The sequence below is a fragment of the Methanosphaera sp. genome (assembly GCF_022768985.1).
GTDB lineage: Archaea > Methanobacteriota > Methanobacteria > Methanobacteriales > Methanobacteriaceae > Methanosphaera.
The window spans coordinates 72,566-92,070 of sequence record NZ_JALEKL010000001.1 but is presented as its reverse complement, the minus strand read 5'-3'; the positions used below and the strand labels follow the sequence as shown (position 1 = coordinate 92,070).

General features: G+C 27.4%; 17 protein-coding genes. 6 read left to right on the top strand and 11 right to left on the bottom strand.

What is annotated here, in order from left to right; translation table 11 throughout:
* Positions 1 to 87: 87 nt before the first annotated feature.
* Positions 88 to 1,866 (bottom strand): MJ1255/VC2487 family glycosyltransferase, encoded by a 1,779-nt coding sequence (locus tag MRZ80_RS00455; protein WP_292535130.1) that lies wholly within the window; start codon positions 1,864 to 1,866, stop codon positions 88 to 90.
* Between the two features lie 398 nt (positions 1,867 to 2,264).
* Between MRZ80_RS00455 and MRZ80_RS00450 the strand changes: the two genes are divergently transcribed.
* Positions 2,265 to 2,462 carry a histone family protein gene (locus MRZ80_RS00450; RefSeq protein ID WP_292535128.1) on the top strand — a complete coding sequence of 66 codons (198 nt, stop codon included), beginning with the start codon at positions 2,265 to 2,267 and terminating at the stop codon, positions 2,460 to 2,462.
* A gap of 727 nt (positions 2,463 to 3,189) precedes the next feature.
* Here MRZ80_RS00450 and MRZ80_RS00445 read toward each other — a convergent pair.
* From MRZ80_RS00445 to MRZ80_RS00400, 10 genes are all read right to left on the bottom strand, one after another.
* Positions 3,190 to 6,408 (bottom strand): DNA methyltransferase, encoded by a 3,219-nt coding sequence (locus MRZ80_RS00445; RefSeq protein ID WP_292535127.1) that lies wholly within the window; start codon positions 6,406 to 6,408, stop codon positions 3,190 to 3,192.
* Positions 6,409 to 6,562: 154 nt separating this feature from the next.
* Positions 6,563 to 7,621: a hypothetical protein gene (locus tag MRZ80_RS00440; RefSeq protein WP_292535126.1), complete on the bottom strand. Its 1,059-nt coding sequence runs from the start codon at positions 7,619 to 7,621 to the stop codon at positions 6,563 to 6,565.
* 158 nt (positions 7,622 to 7,779) lie between these two features.
* On the bottom strand, positions 7,780 to 8,697 hold the full coding sequence (gene nadA, locus MRZ80_RS00435) for a quinolinate synthase NadA (RefSeq protein WP_292535124.1): 918 nt from the start codon (positions 8,695 to 8,697) through the stop codon (positions 7,780 to 7,782).
* Positions 8,698 to 8,757: 60 nt separating this feature from the next.
* Positions 8,758 to 9,519: an MTAP family purine nucleoside phosphorylase gene (locus MRZ80_RS00430; RefSeq protein WP_292535122.1), complete on the bottom strand. Its 762-nt coding sequence runs from the start codon at positions 9,517 to 9,519 to the stop codon at positions 8,758 to 8,760.
* Positions 9,520 to 9,647: 128 nt separating this feature from the next.
* Positions 9,648 to 10,409 carry an MTAP family purine nucleoside phosphorylase gene (locus MRZ80_RS00425; protein WP_292535121.1) on the bottom strand — a complete coding sequence of 254 codons (762 nt, stop codon included), beginning with the start codon at positions 10,407 to 10,409 and terminating at the stop codon, positions 9,648 to 9,650.
* 40 nt (positions 10,410 to 10,449) lie between these two features.
* The gene (locus MRZ80_RS00420; RefSeq protein WP_292535119.1) at positions 10,450 to 11,898 is read right to left on the bottom strand and encodes an RtcB family protein; all 1,449 of its coding nucleotides are present in this window, start codon (positions 11,896 to 11,898) and stop codon (positions 10,450 to 10,452) included.
* A 261-nt stretch (positions 11,899 to 12,159) separates the two neighbouring features.
* Positions 12,160 to 12,594: an archease gene (locus tag MRZ80_RS00415; protein ID WP_292535117.1), complete on the bottom strand. Its 435-nt coding sequence runs from the start codon at positions 12,592 to 12,594 to the stop codon at positions 12,160 to 12,162.
* A gap of 41 nt (positions 12,595 to 12,635) precedes the next feature.
* Positions 12,636 to 12,758: a hypothetical protein gene (locus tag MRZ80_RS00410; RefSeq protein WP_292535115.1), complete on the bottom strand. Its 123-nt coding sequence runs from the start codon at positions 12,756 to 12,758 to the stop codon at positions 12,636 to 12,638.
* 131 nt (positions 12,759 to 12,889) lie between these two features.
* Positions 12,890 to 14,038 (bottom strand): ORC1-type DNA replication protein, encoded by a 1,149-nt coding sequence (locus MRZ80_RS00405; RefSeq protein WP_292535113.1) that lies wholly within the window; start codon positions 14,036 to 14,038, stop codon positions 12,890 to 12,892.
* A 186-nt stretch (positions 14,039 to 14,224) separates the two neighbouring features.
* Positions 14,225 to 15,061: a UbiA family prenyltransferase gene (locus MRZ80_RS00400; RefSeq protein ID WP_292535112.1), complete on the bottom strand. Its 837-nt coding sequence runs from the start codon at positions 15,059 to 15,061 to the stop codon at positions 14,225 to 14,227.
* Between the two features lie 629 nt (positions 15,062 to 15,690).
* On the opposite strand from MRZ80_RS00400, the gene rpl7ae reads away from it, so the two are divergent.
* The 5 genes from rpl7ae (at position 15,691) to infB (ending at position 19,472) form a co-directional block, all read left to right on the top strand.
* On the top strand, positions 15,691 to 16,062 hold the full coding sequence (gene rpl7ae, locus MRZ80_RS00395; protein WP_292535111.1) for a 50S ribosomal protein L7Ae: 372 nt from the start codon (positions 15,691 to 15,693) through the stop codon (positions 16,060 to 16,062).
* Between the two features lie 192 nt (positions 16,063 to 16,254).
* Complete coding sequence (locus tag MRZ80_RS00390; RefSeq protein WP_112124000.1) at positions 16,255 to 16,461, top strand: 30S ribosomal protein S28e; 207 nt, start codon at positions 16,255 to 16,257, stop codon at positions 16,459 to 16,461.
* Between the two features lie 80 nt (positions 16,462 to 16,541).
* Positions 16,542 to 16,700 (top strand): 50S ribosomal protein L24e, encoded by a 159-nt coding sequence (locus tag MRZ80_RS00385; RefSeq protein WP_292535109.1) that lies wholly within the window; start codon positions 16,542 to 16,544, stop codon positions 16,698 to 16,700.
* The gene (gene ndk, locus MRZ80_RS00380; protein WP_292535107.1) at positions 16,697 to 17,149 is read left to right on the top strand and encodes a nucleoside-diphosphate kinase; all 453 of its coding nucleotides are present in this window, start codon (positions 16,697 to 16,699) and stop codon (positions 17,147 to 17,149) included. The genes MRZ80_RS00385 and ndk overlap by 4 nt, the downstream gene beginning before the upstream one ends.
* A 478-nt stretch (positions 17,150 to 17,627) precedes the next feature.
* Positions 17,628 to 19,472: a translation initiation factor IF-2 gene (infB, locus tag MRZ80_RS00375; RefSeq protein ID WP_292535105.1), complete on the top strand. Its 1,845-nt coding sequence runs from the start codon at positions 17,628 to 17,630 to the stop codon at positions 19,470 to 19,472.
* Positions 19,473 to 19,505 lie beyond the last annotated feature (33 nt).

Below are 19,505 nucleotides of genomic sequence, written 5' to 3'. Positions count from 1 at the left end.
AAAATAGTAGTAGATGAGGGGATTCTATTATGGAATTTCCTCTAATAAATACTCCTCCCCCCCTAATTTAAGTTCTTTATTTTTTTCCTATCTGACAACACTTTCAATAGTATTGCGTATAATTTCTAGTGTTTCATTATTTGGTGTTGGTTTATAGTTTTCTTCAATATTTTGGGCATAGATGTGTGTGTTGTCTATGAAGTTGTCAAGAATTTCCTGTGTTATCTTATTGTGATGTTCTCCATATCCTAGCTTGTCAAGATAGATTGCATTTAGTATTTGTTCAAATTGTTTATTTACAGGTATGCTGAGAACTGGCTTTTTAAGTGTTAATGCTTCTGTTATAAATGAAAATCCACCATTTGTTATTACACACCTTGCATCTTTAAGATCATTAAATAATACTTCTTCTGAAAATGATCTGAAGATTAAATTTTCATCTTCTTCATCTTTATGGAAGCCATAGATTATGAATTTTCTATTTTTATTTTTCTTTAGAAGTTCTATAAGTTCATGATTTGAATCACTTGTCTGATATACAAGGATATGATCTTTAATTTCAGGCTTTAATGATGAAATTTCCTCACGTACTAATGGTTGTATATACTGTACATCTCCACTGTCATCTTTTAGTGGGGGATAGAAGTATGAATAGATTAGTGTTTTATTTGCATTTTGAATAAATGCATGAACTACAGCTTCTGCAAATATACGATCTTTCATGTAACGTTTAGGTACTGAATATTTAGCCTCAGTTAGCACATGCATATTATCTACACTAACAAGTGGAATGTGTAGTATGTGTGAGAGCATATTTGCATAGAATTCAAAGTCTGATACTACAACATCTGGTTTAAATATATGTGCAAGTTTATACATTTTATTCATATTTTCTTGAAGATCTGATGGTACATCTTTCATGTTATATGCAAATGTCTTCTTATTTCGCACAGTATTATTTTCATATACTGTGTTAAATCCATTAATTTCATAGACATTTTCAAATTTAGAGTCAAGGTATTTATATGCTCTATCACTTGCAAATACAATAAGATCATATCCCTCCATTATAAGGTATTTTATCACTATTGCACTTCGTATTGCATGTCCTAGTCCTTCACCACAAAGTGAATATAGTATGCGTGGTTTTCTTGTAAGTTTCTTTTCATGATCAAAGCTATAATCTAGTTCTTCTAATGTCACTTTTTCACCTATTAATTGTTTTGTTGTACTTTTTGCATATTTTAGTGTTAAACTTTTTATTCCTTCCTCTTCAAGTCTTCGTGTTGAAACAAGCAATCTTGGATTTGAAAGTACCTTGAAATTTCCCATCTGTGCAATTCTTTCAATATAATCTGTATCTTCTCCAAAATCAATACTTTCATCAAATCCATCTGCTTTTTTATGTAATGATTTATATGTTAATATTCCATAACATCCTGCACCATGTGGTTTTATCTCTGATATTGCACGTGTCATATAATTTGCAAGAGAATGTGATAGTTCATTTATAAATCCCTTCTCAAGTGGTACAATTTGTGTTATTGCAATTGCAAGATCATCTTCTATAAATTCATCTATTGCCTGTGTTATATAGTTATCTGTTAGTACTGAATCTGCATCTAGAAATATTAGAAATTCTCCAGTTGCAACTTCAGCTCCCCTGTTTCGTCCTACTGCTGGAAGTCCTCCATCTACAACAATACAATCATATTGTTTTGCAATTTCTACTGTTTTATCTGATGAAAATGCATCTGCTACTATTACTTCTATGTCATCGTTATAGTCTTGTCTTTTTATACTTTTAAGTAGATTTTCAATGTAGTCTTCTTCATTGTATGTTGGAATTATTATACTCACATTCATTGTTAAATCACCCATAAAGAAAAATAAGAAATGAAATATATCTTTTTGTTTTTTAATTTGTTTATCTAATTTATAAGTATGTTATTTTTAATTATAAAATATTAATATTTACAATTAATACTTTTTTTATGAAAACAAAAGTATAATGTTTAAAAATATAAATTTATAGTAAAATATTAAATATAAAAGCTTAAATAAAAATAATAAAGTTGTATTTTATTAAAAAAGATTATGAAAGAATTTAAAAGTTAATTATAATTTAATTAAAACTTTTTATTTTAAAATAAAAAAAAATATTAATTAATTTCAAAATAAAAACAAAATTATTCAATTAAATATATATTATAGCTTTTATATATTATAGATATAATAAGAAATTTTAAGGAGGATAATAATTTATGTCAGAATTACCAATCGCACCAGTTGGAAGAATAATCAAAAATGCAGGTGCTGTAAGAGTAAGTGAAGATGCTAAAGTAGAATTAAAAAAAATACTTGAAGAAATTGGAGAAAAAATAAGTGAAGACGCTGTAGCTTTAACAAAACATGCTGGAAGAAAAACAGTGAAAGCTAGCGACATAGAACTTGCTTTATAAGCCTTTTTCAATAGTAAATTTTAAAATTAAAAAATACACTACTTTTTCTTTTTTTATCTTTTTTAAATTTAACATGGCTTTTACCCCCCCCCCCGAGTTTATAAACCTTATTTTAAAAATTAAGACCTATTATTTCTTTTTAATTAAATTATTGATATAAAACTCTTTTAAATTTGAAATTAATATATTAAATTAAATTTTTTATCTAAATTTAACTAAACTTTACTTTAAAATTAATTAAACATGAAATTAATAATTTTTATAGGTAAATACTTCTTTTTTTATTAAAAATACCTATTTAAAAGAAAAAAAATTAAAATTACTTAAAAAATAGTTAAATTAAACTTTATTTTTTATTTTAAAAGGTTAATATTTAGAAAATCACTAAAATATGTGAAAATAGTAAAGAAAAAAATTCACAAAAAAATAGGATATGAAAATACACCACCAGAAAAAATCAAAAAAAACCACTCAACAACTACATAAAATAAACAACAAAACAATTAAAAATTATATAAAAACATGATAAAACACATCAAATAATAAAATATAAAAATAAAATAAATCAACCAACCACAAATTATGAAATAATATTAAAATATGATATAGATGTAACTTTTAAAAAAAGATAAAAAAAGGAGATTGAAATGTAGAATCTCATCATAATTCATAGCCATACTTTTGAATCTGTCTTTGTTTCATAGTAGGATTTGATTAGATGAAATTCTTAGATTATTTCCTGTTTATATGTCTCTTTAATTGATTTTTTATCTTCATCAGATAATTCGTATAATTCAAATACATTATCATCAATTTCATCACTTAGTTTAATAATTTTATTTTTAAGACTATTAAGCTTACTTAAACTTTTAGTAAATTCATTTTCTAATAATTCAGTATCTTCTCTATTCTTAATTTTGGTTTTATTTTTTATTTTTTTAAAAAATTCATTAAAATCTAAATTATAATATTTTTTTAAAGAAGAATTTGTATCTAAGTTAATATTAGTATTATAATAATTATTTAACCATTTTATAAAAGAATTTTGTTCTTTAATAAAATCTGCAGTAAATAACATGATATTATCAACTAAATCAACAAAGACTTCTTGATCATCTAATGAAATTTCTTTTATAGGCAAATATTTCAAATCATTAACATACTTACTATCCTTAATAACAGCATGCGATGTTAAATTCAAATACTTTCTCATGAATTTAGAATTTAAAATAGCTAATATATATTTTAAATTAAATTGCATTGAAATTAATTCTAATTCTTCAAGACTTCTTTTGTTTGGATTAGAAAAATTATTTCTTGCCTTATTAATACTTCTATTTTCAACTCCTTTAAGATAATGATGTAAAGTTAGTACATAACATGAATCATTACAAATCATCTTTTCTTCATCATAAATATAATTTTTACCAATTTTTCCAACAATTAATTTAGGATTAATATATAATTCAGGAAATGTTTTTCTATATATGTTATCTGGAACTCTTTCTGTTCCCCACTCTAAATATCTGATTTTATTAATTCCATAAGGTCTTAAATCTTTATTTTCAACATAAGGTTTATTATATATTTCATCTTGAACTTCTGATAATACATCATCTTTTTTAAATTTTAAATTATAACTATTACTACTATGAGGTTGTAAACCTTTAGTAACTAAACAAATTTCCGATAATAACTTTGAATTTTTTGAAAACTTATCTAATTCATAATCTTCAAATCTAAATATCTTTTGAGGATCTGTTGTATTTTCTAATTTGATCATATTATCAAATTCACAATCATGTAAAATTCTTTCAGTAGGAAGATTATCTGATTTTTTATCATCAACTGTTAAAATAATATTTTTAACATTGGCATTTTTAAATAATTTAATATTTGGAAAAAAATCTATTTTTTTAAAATGAAAATTATCAAATATATATTTTTTTGATTCTTCTGAAAATTCAGATAAAGCATATGAATCAGATATTAAGAAAGAAAGTTCTCCTCTTTCTTTTAATAAATGAAGACCCTTTTCTATAAAAGCCACATAATAATCCCATTTTTCTTTTAAAGTTACATATTCAGTAGAAGTATTTAAATATGCTCGTTGTTTTTGATATTCTTCATCTTTTAAACCAGCTTTTATATAAGGAGGATTTCCAATTACAACATCAAAACCACCATCATTTATAATTTCATCAAATTCTTTCTCCCAATTAAAAGCATTATTTCCAACAATATTTTTATCACTTATTAAAGAATTACCACATTTTATATTATTATCCAAATTAGGTAACTTAAATCCTTTTTCTAATTTAAAAGAAGTAGCTAACTTAAGAAATAAAGATAATTTAGTTAATTCAACTGACTCTCTATTAAGATCAACACCATATATGTTATTTTTAACAATAGCCTTACGATTTTCTAAATTATCAAAATGACGATATAAAGTCATATCATTCTCAAATTTATTTCTATGTAGAACTTCATGAATCTTAAAAAGTACATCTACTGATTTATTAAGAAATGCACCACTTCCACATGCTGGATCTAAAATTTTAATATTCTTTAATTTTTCATCTAATAAATCCAATTCTCCAGATTCTTTATATTCATCAATTAATTCATCTATACTTTGAGCATTTCCACTTTTACTAAGTTGAGATACTATTGCATTTTTACACATATAATCAGTAACATATTCTGAAGTATAATAAATTCCATTTGAAGTTTGTATATCATTTTCTTTTTCTAAATTTTTTTTAAGTTCATCAATATCTTTAAGACTACTTTCAAAAATATGTCCAAGTATGTTTACATCAAGTTCAGATTCAAAATCAAAAGATGAAATTATAAGTAAATTTTTAAAAATAGGATTTAAATCTTTATATTTTTTCACTTCAACATTATCATATTGAAAACCATGATTTTTATAACAACCTTCAAAAAATTCTTCCTGATCCCTTACTAAATCTCTAATATTTAATTTATTTACTAACTTTTCTTCAAAAAGAACTCCACCAAACTCACTTATATTTCTGTATTCGTTTCCCTCATATATAGTTTCAAATAACTCATTAAGTTCCTTCCACAATTTATTTTTACTTATAGTTCTTCTGGATAAAGGATTAATTAGAGTTTCAGTTGTAAGAAATGGATCCAGAATTTTTAAGTCTTCTGCAAAACATATGAATAAATATCTATTTAAAATTAATTGTGCGTAATAAATTTTATCATTTAAAGAGAGAGAAAATTCTTCAGAATTTGCATTGAAATATTCTAATTCTCTAATAATCATTAATCTTGTTTCACTAAATAATTCATAAAACTTATCTTCAAATTTTTCCTGAATAACTTTTGTCTCTTTTAAAAGTGTTTCTGGTATTTTTTTATCAATTAAAGAAAATTTACTAAAAATAAGTAAAAATATTTTAAGATTATGTGGATCTGTTAGACATTCAAAATCAAATGAAATATACTTTTCTGTAGCAGATGCATAAATTAATCTAAATTCATTATAATTTGATACAAAAGACCATTTAATTTCTTCATTTTTATTTGCATAAATTGTCACCTGATCAATTGCACTCCGTTTTCCATTGTATCTCTTCTCAATATCAGTTTTTGACCCTTTTAATTCACAAACAACATAATCTTCATTATCTTTTTTAAATATTATATCAGGACGCTGCCTATCACTTTGAGTTCCTTCAGTTATATAATCATCAGAAGTATAACCAAGAATTTGATGCAAAATAATTTCATAAAATTTAGGATAATTATTTTCTTCATTTATGAGTTCTTTATTATTTAATTTTTTTAACCATTTTTGTATAGCATTTTCAATTTCTTCTGTAATTATTAAATTATCCTCATAATCTTCCAAGTATTCTTCTATTAGTTTATCATCAAAAATATGATTTTTTATAGTTCCAACACACATTTTATTCAATTCTCAAAAAAGTTAGTTTTTTAGTCATACTTTGTATTTCTTGAAATATATATTAGTACTTGATTAAGGAAAGAAATAATCGAATTTTAAAAAGAGCAATATCATGAAAAAAAATAGGAAAAAAGAATGTGGGGCGGATAATCATCTATAATTCATAGCCATACTTTTGAATCTGTCTTTGTTTCATAGTAGGATTTTCAAGATAACTATAAAAATCCCACGTCATAAATGTCAAATCACATTTTCCCTCATATAACTTGAAAACTTCCTGAATAATTTCCTTATCAGACTTTGTTGAATTAATTGTATAAATTGTCTTATCACCATCATGTATGACACATGTTACATTTAAACCTGACATATCAACATCTTGTGTCTGATTAATAACAGTTAATGTATGATCAACAGGATCACTACCACCAACTTCAATTATCACACCAAGAAGCAGGATAAATCCCATAATAACAACAGGGTTAATAAATTTAACATAATTGAAATTTCCACCCATAAAGTAAATTATCAGCATTGCAAAAATACCAATAAGAAATGGCTGAGAATAAATACCACCATCAAAAAGACCAATAATCATAACAATCAATGCAACAGATGCAATATAACGTGAAAACCTGCCAATTTTTGAAATTGCAACAACACCAAGAATATATGATATAACCACAACAGGTATAACAACCAAACTATAAGGCAAGCTATATCGTAGAATTGATGTTGCAGTATTAATATGGGATGGTACAAATGCAGATGCAACATAACCTAAAACAGACTTATAAAGATGAGAATGCATAGGACTTGTAGTACTTGTTGTATCCTTCATTGATGTAAGAATTGTAAAATATGACACACCATAACTATTTCTAATTAAAATCTCAATAAAAAGACCAAAAAGTGCACATATAAACATTATAACAATCAAATATGCAATATACTTAAAATAATAATTGCCACTTTTATTAAATTTAGCATTAAATCTATCACTATTTTGAAGTATTGGTATGATAATAAAAACACTACCAAGAAGTGTTAGAAACATCACAGTCTTACCCTCAGATGACCCCTCAAGAAGAGGCCAAAGAAGTGATGTAACAAAGCTATCAAGAAAATCTGTCATAAGAATAAAAGCTGCAATGACAATAAGCAAAACTCCAAAAATGGCAGACTTATCTTTTATTAATTTTCTAAAATCCATAAAAATTAAATCACCAACCCCATGATTATATTTTTTTTAATTAATAATTCTATTTCTAAAATAATATAAATATTTTAAGTTTTTTAAAACAATAAAACAAAAAGAGTAAAAAAAAATAAAAAAAGTTTTGGGAGGTTAATATTAAATTAAAAAAAATCCTATTTTGATAAGTTAAGCATACGTTCAATTCCAATACGTGCTTTTGCTGCAATATCTTCATCTACTGTTATAAGGAATTTTTCCTCAAGCAGTGCATCTCGTATTTTTTCAAGTGTTATAAGTTTCATTGTAAGACAGAATGCATCAGCTCTAAGTGGTATAAATTCCTTATCTGGATTTTCACGTTTAAGTCGTGTTACAAGGTCTATTTCTGTACCAATTACAAGCTGTTTTATTTCTGGATCTTTTGCAAGTCTTACCATTCCACCTGTACTTTCAACATAATCTGCAAGTTCTTTTATATCTTCATTACATTCAGGATGTACTACAATTTTTGCATCAGGATATTCACGACGAGCATTTTCAATATCTTCTGGTTTAAACATTGTATGTACATAACAATGTCCATCTTCTGGTACAATTATTGCATCTTTACCTGCTGCTTTTGCAGAATATACTCCGAGGTTGTGATCTGGAGCAAAGATGAAATTATCTGAATTTAAACTTGATACTACTTTTGCTGCATTTGCTGATGTACATACTATGTCTGCTTCACTTTTTGTTTCAGCACGACTATTTACATATAATACAACTTCACAGTCTGGATTTTCCTCTTTTGCCTGTTTTAGTTCTTCTAGTGAAACCATATCTGCCATTTGACAGTTTGCCCTGTTATCTGGTAGTAGTACTTTTTTATCTGGACATATTATAGCAGCTGTTTCTGCCATAAAGTTAACACCACAAAATACTATTATATCACTATCATCTATTTCACTTGCTTTAAGACAAAGTTCAAGTGAATCACCAATAAAATCAGCTACTTCCTGTATTTCTTTTGGTTGATAGTTATGTGCCAGTATTATGGCATTTTTATCTTCTTTTAATTGTTTAATTTCTTTTATAATTTCATCAGTCATCTAACCTCACCCATTATAAATTTTATAGTTAGTATTTAAAGTTTTGTAGTATATATTATATTAAATAATTGCATCATCTAGTATGCTTTGACATTCACATTTAAATTTTTCATCTGTTTTTTCAATTGTTTTTGTTAGTAATTGAAGTAAATTTTCACTACACAACTTCATTGTCTCAGTAATTTCTGTCATTGTAAGCTTATCTTCTGTTGTTGCTGCTGTATCATCTGTTACTGCACAAATACTTGCATAACACATCTGTTTTTCACGTGCAAGTACAATTTCAGGACATAATGTCATTCCTACAACTTTTCCACCAATTAGTCTGTAGAAGTCAATTTCTGCTTTTGTTTCAAATCTTGGTCCATCAATTACAATATATACACCATATGGATGTACATCACCACAACTTATAAGATTGCTACGTAAATCTTTACAAAATGGCATGGTACAGTCAATATGTACAACTTCCTCATCAAAGAATGTGTTATTTCGTCCATGTGTAAAGTCTATGAAGTTATCAGCAATTAGAATATCACCCGGTATAATGTTTGTATCTAGTGATCCTACTGCATTTGTTGCAAATACCTTATTTACTCCGATCATATCTAGTGCTTCTATGTTTGCACGGTAGTTTATCTTATGTGGTGGCATACTATGTCCTTTACTGTGTCGTGGCATGTATGCTACCTGTTTTGATCCCATTTCTATTATTGATATTTCAGGTGATGTGCCATACTTTGTATCTATGGTTTTTCTTTCAACTACATCGTATGTGTCAAGTAATGAATCTGTACCTGTTCCACCTATAATTCCTATCATATTATTCACCACTGTTAAATTAGTTTAATATCTGATAATTATTTTATAATTTAATTTCTTTTATAGTTTTATCAGATCTAATTTTATATTAGTCAATTATTTGTGTAATATTTTAAATTAACTTTAATTTAGATTATTGCATCATCTAGTATGCTTTGACATTCACATACATAGTCTGTGTCAGTTTTCTTAATTGCAGATGCTATTAAATTTATTAGTCTTTCACTAGCCTCATCCATTGCCTCACTTACCTCTGATATTGTAAGTTTTGTTGGTGATATTGAAGCTGCATAGTTACTTATTACACATACACTTGCATAACACATCTGTTTTTCACGTGCAAGTATAACTTCAGGTGTTAATGTCATTCCTACAACTTTTCCACCTATTAGTCTGTAGAAATCAATTTCAGCTTTTGTTTCAAATCTTGGTCCTTGTGTTGAAATATATACACCATATGGATGTACATCTCCACTACTTGTAAGGTTAGATCGTAGGTCATCACAAAATGGCTTGGTAGCATCAATATGTACAACTTCCTCATCAAAGAATGTGTTATTTCGTCCATGTGTGAAGTCTATGAAGTTATCAGCAATTAGGATGTCACCAGGTTTTATGTTTGTATCTAGTGATCCTACTGCATTTGTTGCAAATACCTTATTTACACCAAGCATATCAAGTGCTTCTATGTTTGCACGATAATTTATCTTGTGTGGTGGCACACTATGTCCTTTGCTGTGTCGTGGCATGTATGCAACTTTTTTTGATTCAACTTCAATTATTGATATTTCAGGAGATTTTCCATACTTTGTATCTATGGTTTTTGTTTCAATTGTATCATAATTGTCAAGTATTGATTTTGTTCCTGTTCCACCTATTAGACCTATCATATTATACCTACCCATACCTAATTTTTAATTTTTTATAAATCTATCCTTTTATTACACCAAGTGGTTTAAGTTGTGCTACAAGGTTACTTATACCTGTTTTATCTGCAACTTTTACTACTTCATCAACATCCTTATATGCACCTGGTGCTTCTTCTGCAATTACAGGCTGTGATGTTGACTTAATAAGTATTCCTTTATCATTTAATGATTTTGTAACTTCCTCTGGTGTAAATTCACGTTTTGCACCTGAACGACTAAGTACACGTCCTGCTCCATGTGCTGTTGAACCAAATGTTTCATCCATTGCAGTTTGTGTACCTGAAAGTACATATGATGCTGTTCCCATTGTACCTGGTATTATTACAGGCTGTCCTACACTACGATATTCTTCAGGAATTTCCTCACGTCCTGGTCCAAATGCTCTTGTTGCACCTTTTCTGTGAACATATACTGTTTTTTCAACTTTTCCAACTTGATGTTTTTCTTTTTTAATTATGTTATGTGCTACATCATAGAGAAGATTAAGTCCTAGTGATTCTGCATCTTGTTTTAGTACATTTTCAAAAGACTCACGTACCCAGTGTTGGATCATTTGTCTGTTTGCCCATGCATAGTTTGCACCTGCTGCCATTGCTTTAAGATAGTTTTGTCCTTCATCAGAGTCTATTGGTGCACATGCAAGTTGTCTGTCTGGTATATTCATTTGTAGTTTTTTTGCAATTTTATCCATGTCACGTAGGCTATCTGCACATATCTGGTATCCACATCCACGTGATCCTGTATGGATAAGTACTACTACTTGATCTTTTTGAAGTCCGAAGGTTTTTGCAACTTCTTCATCATAGATATCTCCAACTGCTTGTATTTCAAGGAAATGATTTCCACTTCCAAGTGATCCTAGTTGTGGTATTGCTCGTCTTTTTGCCTTTGTTGATACTTTATCAGGATCTGCTGATTCCATACATCCATTTTCTTCTATAAATTTAAGATCTTCATCCCATCCATATCCATTTTCAATAGCCCATTTTGCACCGTTTATTAGTACATCATCCACCTGTTTTTCTTTGATATGTGTTATTCCATTACTTCCAAGACCTGATGGTACCATGTGGAAGAGTTCATCTATTAGATCTTTCATGTATGGTTTTATGTCATCTTTTGTGAGGTTTGTTTTAAGAAGTCTTACTCCACAGTTTATATCAAATCCTACACCACCTGGACTTATAACTCCATTGTTTGATGCAAATGCTGCAACTCCACCTATTGGAAATCCATATCCAAAGTGAATATCAGGCAATCCTATTGATCTTTTCTGTATTCCTTCAAGTGCTGCTACATTTGCTACTTGTTCTATTGCTCCATCTGATATATTTTTTACTGATTCATCATCTAGATATAATCTTGCTGGTGCTCTCATATCTTTTCTTGTTGATGATGGAACTTCATATACACAATCACGTACTTTTACTAAGTCATCTTTTGAAACCATTATTTTTCATTCCTCTTAAAATTTATTTTTTTATTATTATAATTTTTTTTTAAATAATTTGTAATCTATTAATTAATTTAAATTTTCTATTTTTTTTTATCAAATTATATTATATAAATAAATCTATGTTTAAAATTATATTTTTAATTTATGATTATTTATTATGAATAATCACTATAAAATATCTCTAAGAAATTAGTATTTTTATGAAAAAGAGAATATTATTAAAAAAAGGGGTGGTGTGGTGGTGAATATATCTTCTTATAAATCTAGTATGAATTTTATATGAACATTATTATCGTCCATGTTAACTTTCATTAGGTGGTATGTTATTGCTTTTACTTCTGTTTTATAGTTGTATATTGTTGTGTCATAGATGTCACCTAACATGTCAGCTTTTAGTGTGTATTGTGATGTTTCAGGATCTTGTGTTATTTTAACATCATAATCTGCTGGCATGTAGTTATCACAGCTTAGATTTATTAGTAGTTCTGTAACCCAGTCATAAAGAAGTCCATATTCATCTTCTGCATTTATTGTTAGTGATTTTTCTATTTTTGGTTGTATTTTATCATAATCACTTATAAGATTTAATGTTGCTTGTGCTGATTTTATAAATGCATCTTCTAGACTATCAGCTTCTACTTCAACTCCAATGTCTGCTGTTGTATCAAAGTATTTAAAATTATTTCTCATAATTAAATATATCTATTTTTTGATAATATTAAATTCAACTTTTATTTTTCATCATCATCGTTATCTCTTTTTGTATATAACTTAAGATATGAATCATTGAAAAATATGAATATAACAATCCATGTGATAATACATAGTAGTAATAGAATTATGGTTGATATCATAGTATTTAGTATTTTTAATAGTTTCATATATTTAATATATTATAAAAAAAAAGTTTTAAAAGAAAGAATATTAATTGAGGGTGGTGAATATAATAAAACATTGTATTTAAATTAAATATGTGCTTGTTAATTTAATTATTTATCTTATCTTCTAGTTGTTTGTTTATTATTTCTTTGTCAAATCTTAATGCTACATATCTTGAGTTTCCCTTCTGTCCAAGTCCTGTATATGTAGTATCTATTAATCGTAGAAATTCTAGTTTATTTATTATTCGATTGTATGTTGCATAGCTTATCTTATTTTTACGATTATATTTTTCATATAATTTTCCTGATGTTATATTTTTATCTTTAAGTGAACTTATAAAGTAAAGCATACTTGCTTCTTGTTGTGAAAGATTTTCCAGTACATATTCAATTGACATACTATCTGCTGAATTTATTGCCTTTGTAACATCATCATCTGTTATTGTTTTTGATGCCCTGATTTCTGCATTGTTTCCACTCATACAAAGTAAGTCAATTCCAAGACGTAGATCTCCACTACTATATGTATAATCTATTATTTCATCAACTAATTCATCACTTATTACTGTTGGATAGAAACCTAGCTTTATTCGTTCTTTAAGAATCATTGACATTTCATCGTATGTATAGGGGCTAAAATGTATTTCATTTGCATTAAATATTGATCCTACATTTTTATCAAGTACGTGTCTGAATTCAACATCTGATAGTATTGCAAAGATGGCTGTTTTTACATTTGGATATGATTCATATGCACGTAGTATATCATAGAATACCTCACTTATCACATTTTTTGAAAATAGGTGATTTATATCATCAAGTGCTACAATAAGTGCCATGTTTTTTTGTGATAATTCATTCATTATACTGTTATATATTCGTGCAAATGGAACTCCAGTTTCAGGTGGTGTGTGTCCAAAGACTTTCTTATATATTTGTGAGAATATGTCAAACTTTGTAGAATGAAGCTGTGAATTTATATGTATACATACTATTTTATTTGAATAGTTATATTCTACACTTTCAAATAACTTCTTTACTGCTGTTGTCTTTCCTGTTGCAGGAGGTCCAAGTATAAGGTTATTTATTGCTTTTCCTCCTTGAAGTAGAAGTCGTATGGAGAGTGCCATTTCACGAATTTGTCCATCACGAAGCTTGAAATTTTCTGGTATATAGTCAGGATTAAACACTGTTACATCCTTAAATACTGTTTCATCATATAGTAGTATGTCATTTATATTATCTTGATTCATATTCTCATCCACCTCTTATTTTTTGTATTTAATATAATAGTTAATAATTAATTAAGATTCTCATTTTTAATTAACATTTATCTAATATTATGAAATAAAAGGAGGGTAAAATCCACAGATAAAAATTAGTTTTAAAAAAAAATATTAAATAATTGGGGAGGGGGAGATATTTTTTTTGTAATGTTTCTATACTGGTATTATATTTATCCAGCTTCCAAGCATAAATGATATAAATGATATGAACATTGCTATTTTCATGTAACTTGAAACTTTATGAAGATTTTCTTTTGAATAATCACTTAGTGCCATTTTAGCTGATATTAAAAATAGAATATCAGCAAATACTACAACAACAAGGTAGTCTATGTCAAATACTCCTGTTGTATATAGAAATGGTGTTAGTATACATGCAATTATATTTAAAATTACAGCAACTATTACTGCACTTTTTTGTCCATATTTTATTGGAAATGTATTTGCACCAGCTTGACGATCTCCTATTATATCTTCTGTATCTTTTATTATTTCACGAGATAATGTCATGATAAATGCAAATACTGCAAGATAAAATCCTAGATTTACATCAGAAACTATTACTCCTGCATATATAAATGTAATAGCAGTAAGTAGTGCAACTGTTATATTACCAATTAGTATACGTTTTTTAAAATCATATGCATATAGTATCATTAATATATCACATATTACTACAACTGCTACAATTTCAGTAGATATTGTAAATGATAGAATGATTGAGATTATAAAAAGTATTATACTATAATATAGTGCATGTTCTCTTTTTATACGACCTGATGGTATTGCCCTATCTGGCCTGTTTATCTTATCAATTTCAAAGTCAAAGTAGTCATTTATTACATTTCCTGCACCTGTTGCAATAAATACTAGTATACAGCCTATTAATACATTTGCTGTAAATTGTTTGTCAATAATTGCCATTAGTATTACTGCAACTACTGCCATGAAAGCATTGCCTGGTCTTAGAATTTCAATATAGGCATTCAAGGTATTACTTCACCACCCTTATTTATTTTTAGGATTAATTTTCATTTTATATCCATAATAGAATAAATAGATTGAATTTTATTTTCTTATATATTAATATTAATGTTTGTAGTTACTCTTTTATATTAACAATTCATGTTTATAAATATAAAAACTAAAAAAAATTTATTTTATCTAAAAATTTAGGCATTAGTTAGGAAATTCATATTTTTAAAAGTATTAATTTTTTTTTATGAGTTATAATATAACATATAATATGGAAGAGGAAAAATCTTCTTTATAAATATTAAATTACAAAAAACTAGTAAATTTTATTGTAATTCTAATTTTTATTTATGTAGAATAAATACATAACTTTATATTAAATAAGATATATAATTAAATAATAACTAATTTTTAACATACTTAAAACTGTGAGCGAATGAGTTATCTCACTCATTAAGGAGTTTTAAATTAGAATATTTTTTATTATATATAAAATATTTTATTAATAGGTCATTTAATCAGCCAAGCAAGATTATATAACATAAATCTTTATGGAAAATTCTCACTTTCCCATTAAAAATTGAAATATATAATATTTACTTGTAATGGATGGTTAAAAGCCAGATGATAATGGAGGACATTAAATGGCAAATTCAGTATATGTAAAATTTGAAGTACCAAAAGAAATAGCTGATAAAGTTTACGAAGCTTTAGAAGTAGCAAGAGATACAGGAAAAATAGGAAAAGGAACAAACGAAGTAACAAAAAACATTGAAAGAAACAATGTTGCTTTAGCTGTTATCGCAGAAGACATCGAACCAGCTGAAATCGTTGCACACTTACCTATCCTTGCAGAAGAAAAAGAAATTCCTTACGTATATCTTCCAACCAAAGATGAATTAGGAGAAGCTGCTGGACTTAACGTGGGCACAGCATCTGCATGTATCATCGATGCTGGTGAAGGTCAAGAACTCGTTAACGAAATAGTTGAAAAAGTCGCAGAACTCAAAAACTAATTTAGATTGGCAGAAATAATTTAACACAAAAATATTTTTATAATTAAAATTTTTTTTTATTCTAAAAATTTTTTTTAAAATAATATAATTATTATATTAAGATAATAATTCACTATATTAGAAAATAAGAATTTATTTATATTATATTTTTTAAATTAAAACAACCCAATCAAAACAATATAAGGTGATTATATGGAAGACGGTACTCCAGCAGAAGTTATTGAAGTTTTAAAAAGAACAGGAATGACTGGAGAAGTAATGCAAGTAAAATGCAGAATACTTGATGGAAGAGATAAAGGACGAATACTCACTAGAAACGTTATGGGTGCTATTAAAGAAGGCGACATTTTAATGTTACTAGATACAATAAGAGAAGCTAAAGAAATCAGAACTCCTTAGATTGAGTTTATGATTTTTATTATTTTTTTATTGTAATTGTGAATATTCATACAACAATTATTTAATAAAGGAGTTTGAATATGAGAAATTGTTCATTTTGTGGAAAAGAAATGCCAGAAGGTACAGGAAAAATGTTTGTACGTAAAGATGGTTCAATTTCTTTCTTCTGCAGCAGCAAATGTGAAAAAAACAATAAACTTGGAAGAGTTCCAAGAAAAGTTAAGTGGGTTAAACAATGAGACAAAGAACTTTTACCATGTTAAAACCTGATGCAGTTAAAAGAAGATTAACTGGAGAAATCTTAGCTAGATTTGAAAAACGTGGTATTAAAATAGTAGCAGCTAAAACTCTCATGATTTCTGATGATCTTGCAAAAACACACTATGGTGAACACAGTGACAAACCATTCTTTGGTGATTTAATATCATACATCACAAGTGGACCAGTATTTGCAATGGTATTAGAAGGCGATGATGTAATAAGTATGGTAAGAAAAATGGTTGGTGCAACCAATCCAAAAGAAGCAGATGTTGGTACAATCCGTGGAGATTATGCAATCGACTTAGGACGTAACGTAATACACGCTTCAGATTCCGAAGCATCAGCAGAAAGAGAAATTAATTTATTCTTCGATGAATCAGAATTCTGTGATTATGAATTACCTGATGAAGATATAATATATGAATAAGAGCCATTTAAGAAATTTTTTCTTTTATTTGCTCTTTTTTGCTATTATTAGTTTATCAATGTAGATGATAAATGATAGGATATTAAATAAAATATAAGTTTTAGTCCAATAAAACTTCAAAATCCAAATTTTATTTTAATTTACGCGTAAAAAAAATAATATCTTAACATTTCTTTTTATTGGTAAAAACTTTTAGACTTAATAATTTAATATGCTTGAAATTTAGAATTGGACAAGATTCTACATTTTATAGAAATAATAATAGTAAAAGTATTTTCAGAGAATATTTTTTTATTTGAAATAAAGAATATTTTATAAAAAAAAGTATTGAAAATTAAATATTTTTTAGTAAAATTCAACATAATACATCTAGATAATAGGTATATTTTATGATTTGAATATTATTCTAAGATTTTAGATAAGATGAATTCATAACTAAGTTTATAAAGGACATGTTTTTTTATAGGAGATAAGAAAAATGAAGACTAGATCACCTATTGTATCTGTTTTAGGTCATGTAGACCATGGAAAAACTACTCTTCTTGATCATATCAGAGGTAGTACTATTGCAGCAAAAGAAGCAGGTGGTATAACACAGCATATTGGTGCAACAGAAATTCCAATGGAAGTTATTTCATCAATTTGTGGTCAATACCTTGAAAAGATGAATGTTACAGAAAATATACCAGGTCTATTTTTTATAGATACACCAGGACATGAAGCTTTTACAACACTACGTAAACGTGGTGGATCACTAGCAGATTTAGCTATTCTTATATTAGATGTTACTGAAGGATTTAAGCCTCAAACATATGAAGCTTTAAATATTCTTAAATCATCAAAAACACCGTTTGTTGTAGCAGCAAACAAGATTGATAAAATACCTAGGTGGAAGTCTACAAATACTAAGTCTTTCACAGAAAGTATGAAAAACCAGGATAGTGACGTAATATTTGAACTAGACCAGAAACTCTATGAAATTGTTGGAACCCTCCACCAGGAAGGTTTTGAATCTGAAAGATTTGATAGAGTAAGTAACTTTGCAAGTCAAATTACTATAGTTCCAATTAGTGCATATACTGGTGAAGGTTTAACAGAACTTTTAACTATGCTTCTAGGACTTGCATATCAATATCTTAGAGAACAGCTTCAAATTAGTGAAGATGCTCCTGCTGCAGGAACAGTACTTGAAATTAAAGAAGAAAAAGGTCTAGGATTAACTATTGATACTATCATATACGATGGTCTTTTAAATAAAAATGATCGTATTATGATGTTAACAAAAGATAATCGTGCAATATCTACAAAGATAAGATCACTGCTAAAACCTAAGCCTCTTGAGGAAATCAGAGAATCAAAGACAATGTTTGAAAAAACAGATGAAATTGTAGCAGCAGCAGGTGTGAAAATTGTAGCACCCCATGTTGATGATGTAGTATCTGGTTCTCCACTAAAAGTTGCAAACGTAGATGATGATAAAGTAGAAGATGAATTGCTCTCTGAAGTTGATAACATACGTATTCAAACAAATGATGTTGGTATTATTGTTAAAGCAGATACTCTTGGTTCTTTAGAAGCACTTGTTAATATCCTTGATGCAAAAGATATTCCTATTAAATCTGCAGAAATTGGTGATATATCACGTCGTGATATAATTAATGCATCAATAATGTATGAAGAAGATAAGAAATATGGAGTAGTTGTAGGATTTAATGTAAGTATTCTACCATCAGCAGAAGAAGAACTTAATAATCAAGAAATTAAGGTATTCCAAGATAAGGTAATTTATCAGTTAACTGAAGACTACCTTGAATGGGTAAATACTGCTAAAGAACGTCAAAAAGAGAAGAAATTAGCATCAATTATCAGACCTTCCAAGATAAGAATCATACCAAAGCTTGTATTTAGGCACAGTAAACCTGCAATTGCTGGTGTTGAAATTATGTCAGGAATTATACAAACAGGTGTAGATCTTATAAATGATAAAGGTGTTGTTGTAGGTTCTGTTGAAAGTATGGAAGATAATGGAGAAAATCTTTCAAAAGCATCAAGAGGATCACAAGTTGCTATGGCAATAAAAGATGCTGTATTTGAAAAAGACTTCGAAGAAGGCGATGTATTGTATGTTGACATGTCAGAGCAGAACTTCTTTGCTATAGAAGATGAATTTAAATCAAAACTTCTAGATGATGAAATTCATACAATGGATGAACTTAAAGAAATCAAACAACAATCAGAAGATCCTAACTGGGGAAGTATTAACACTGATTGGAGTGAACTTGATACTTTAGATGAAGATGAATATGAAGACTTTTTTGAATAGATAAAAAAAGTTTTATACAATAACCAAAAATTA

Bases quoted from the DNA above. Each gene is read 5' to 3' on its own strand.
- MRZ80_RS00455 (WP_292535130.1), bottom strand. From the start codon at position 1,866: ATGAATGTGAGTATAATAATTCCAACATACAATGAAGAAGACTACATT.
- MRZ80_RS00450 (WP_292535128.1), top strand. From the start codon at position 2,265: ATGTCAGAATTACCAATCGCACCAGTTGGAAGAATAATCAAAAATGCA.
- MRZ80_RS00445 (WP_292535127.1), bottom strand. From the start codon at position 6,408: ATGTGTGTTGGAACTATAAAAAATCATATTTTTGATGATAAACTAATA.
- MRZ80_RS00440 (WP_292535126.1), bottom strand. From the start codon at position 7,621: ATGGATTTTAGAAAATTAATAAAAGATAAGTCTGCCATTTTTGGAGTT.
- nadA (WP_292535124.1), bottom strand. From the start codon at position 8,697: ATGACTGATGAAATTATAAAAGAAATTAAACAATTAAAAGAAGATAAA.
- MRZ80_RS00430 (WP_292535122.1), bottom strand. From the start codon at position 9,519: ATGATAGGAATTATAGGTGGAACAGGTACAGATTCATTACTTGACACA.
- MRZ80_RS00425 (WP_292535121.1), bottom strand. From the start codon at position 10,409: ATGATAGGTCTAATAGGTGGAACAGGAACAAAATCAATACTTGACAAT.
- MRZ80_RS00420 (WP_292535119.1), bottom strand. From the start codon at position 11,898: ATGGTTTCAAAAGATGACTTAGTAAAAGTACGTGATTGTGTATATGAA.
- MRZ80_RS00415 (WP_292535117.1), bottom strand. From the start codon at position 12,594: ATGAGAAATAATTTTAAATACTTTGATACAACAGCAGACATTGGAGTT.
- MRZ80_RS00410 (WP_292535115.1), bottom strand. From the start codon at position 12,758: ATGATATCAACCATAATTCTATTACTACTATGTATTATCACATGGATT.
- MRZ80_RS00405 (WP_292535113.1), bottom strand. From the start codon at position 14,038: ATGAATCAAGATAATATAAATGACATACTACTATATGATGAAACAGTA.
- rpl7ae (WP_292535111.1), top strand. From the start codon at position 15,691: ATGGCAAATTCAGTATATGTAAAATTTGAAGTACCAAAAGAAATAGCT.
- MRZ80_RS00390 (WP_112124000.1), top strand. From the start codon at position 16,255: ATGGAAGACGGTACTCCAGCAGAAGTTATTGAAGTTTTAAAAAGAACA.
- MRZ80_RS00385 (WP_292535109.1), top strand. From the start codon at position 16,542: ATGAGAAATTGTTCATTTTGTGGAAAAGAAATGCCAGAAGGTACAGGA.
- ndk (WP_292535107.1), top strand. From the start codon at position 16,697: ATGAGACAAAGAACTTTTACCATGTTAAAACCTGATGCAGTTAAAAGA.
- infB (WP_292535105.1), top strand. From the start codon at position 17,628: ATGAAGACTAGATCACCTATTGTATCTGTTTTAGGTCATGTAGACCAT.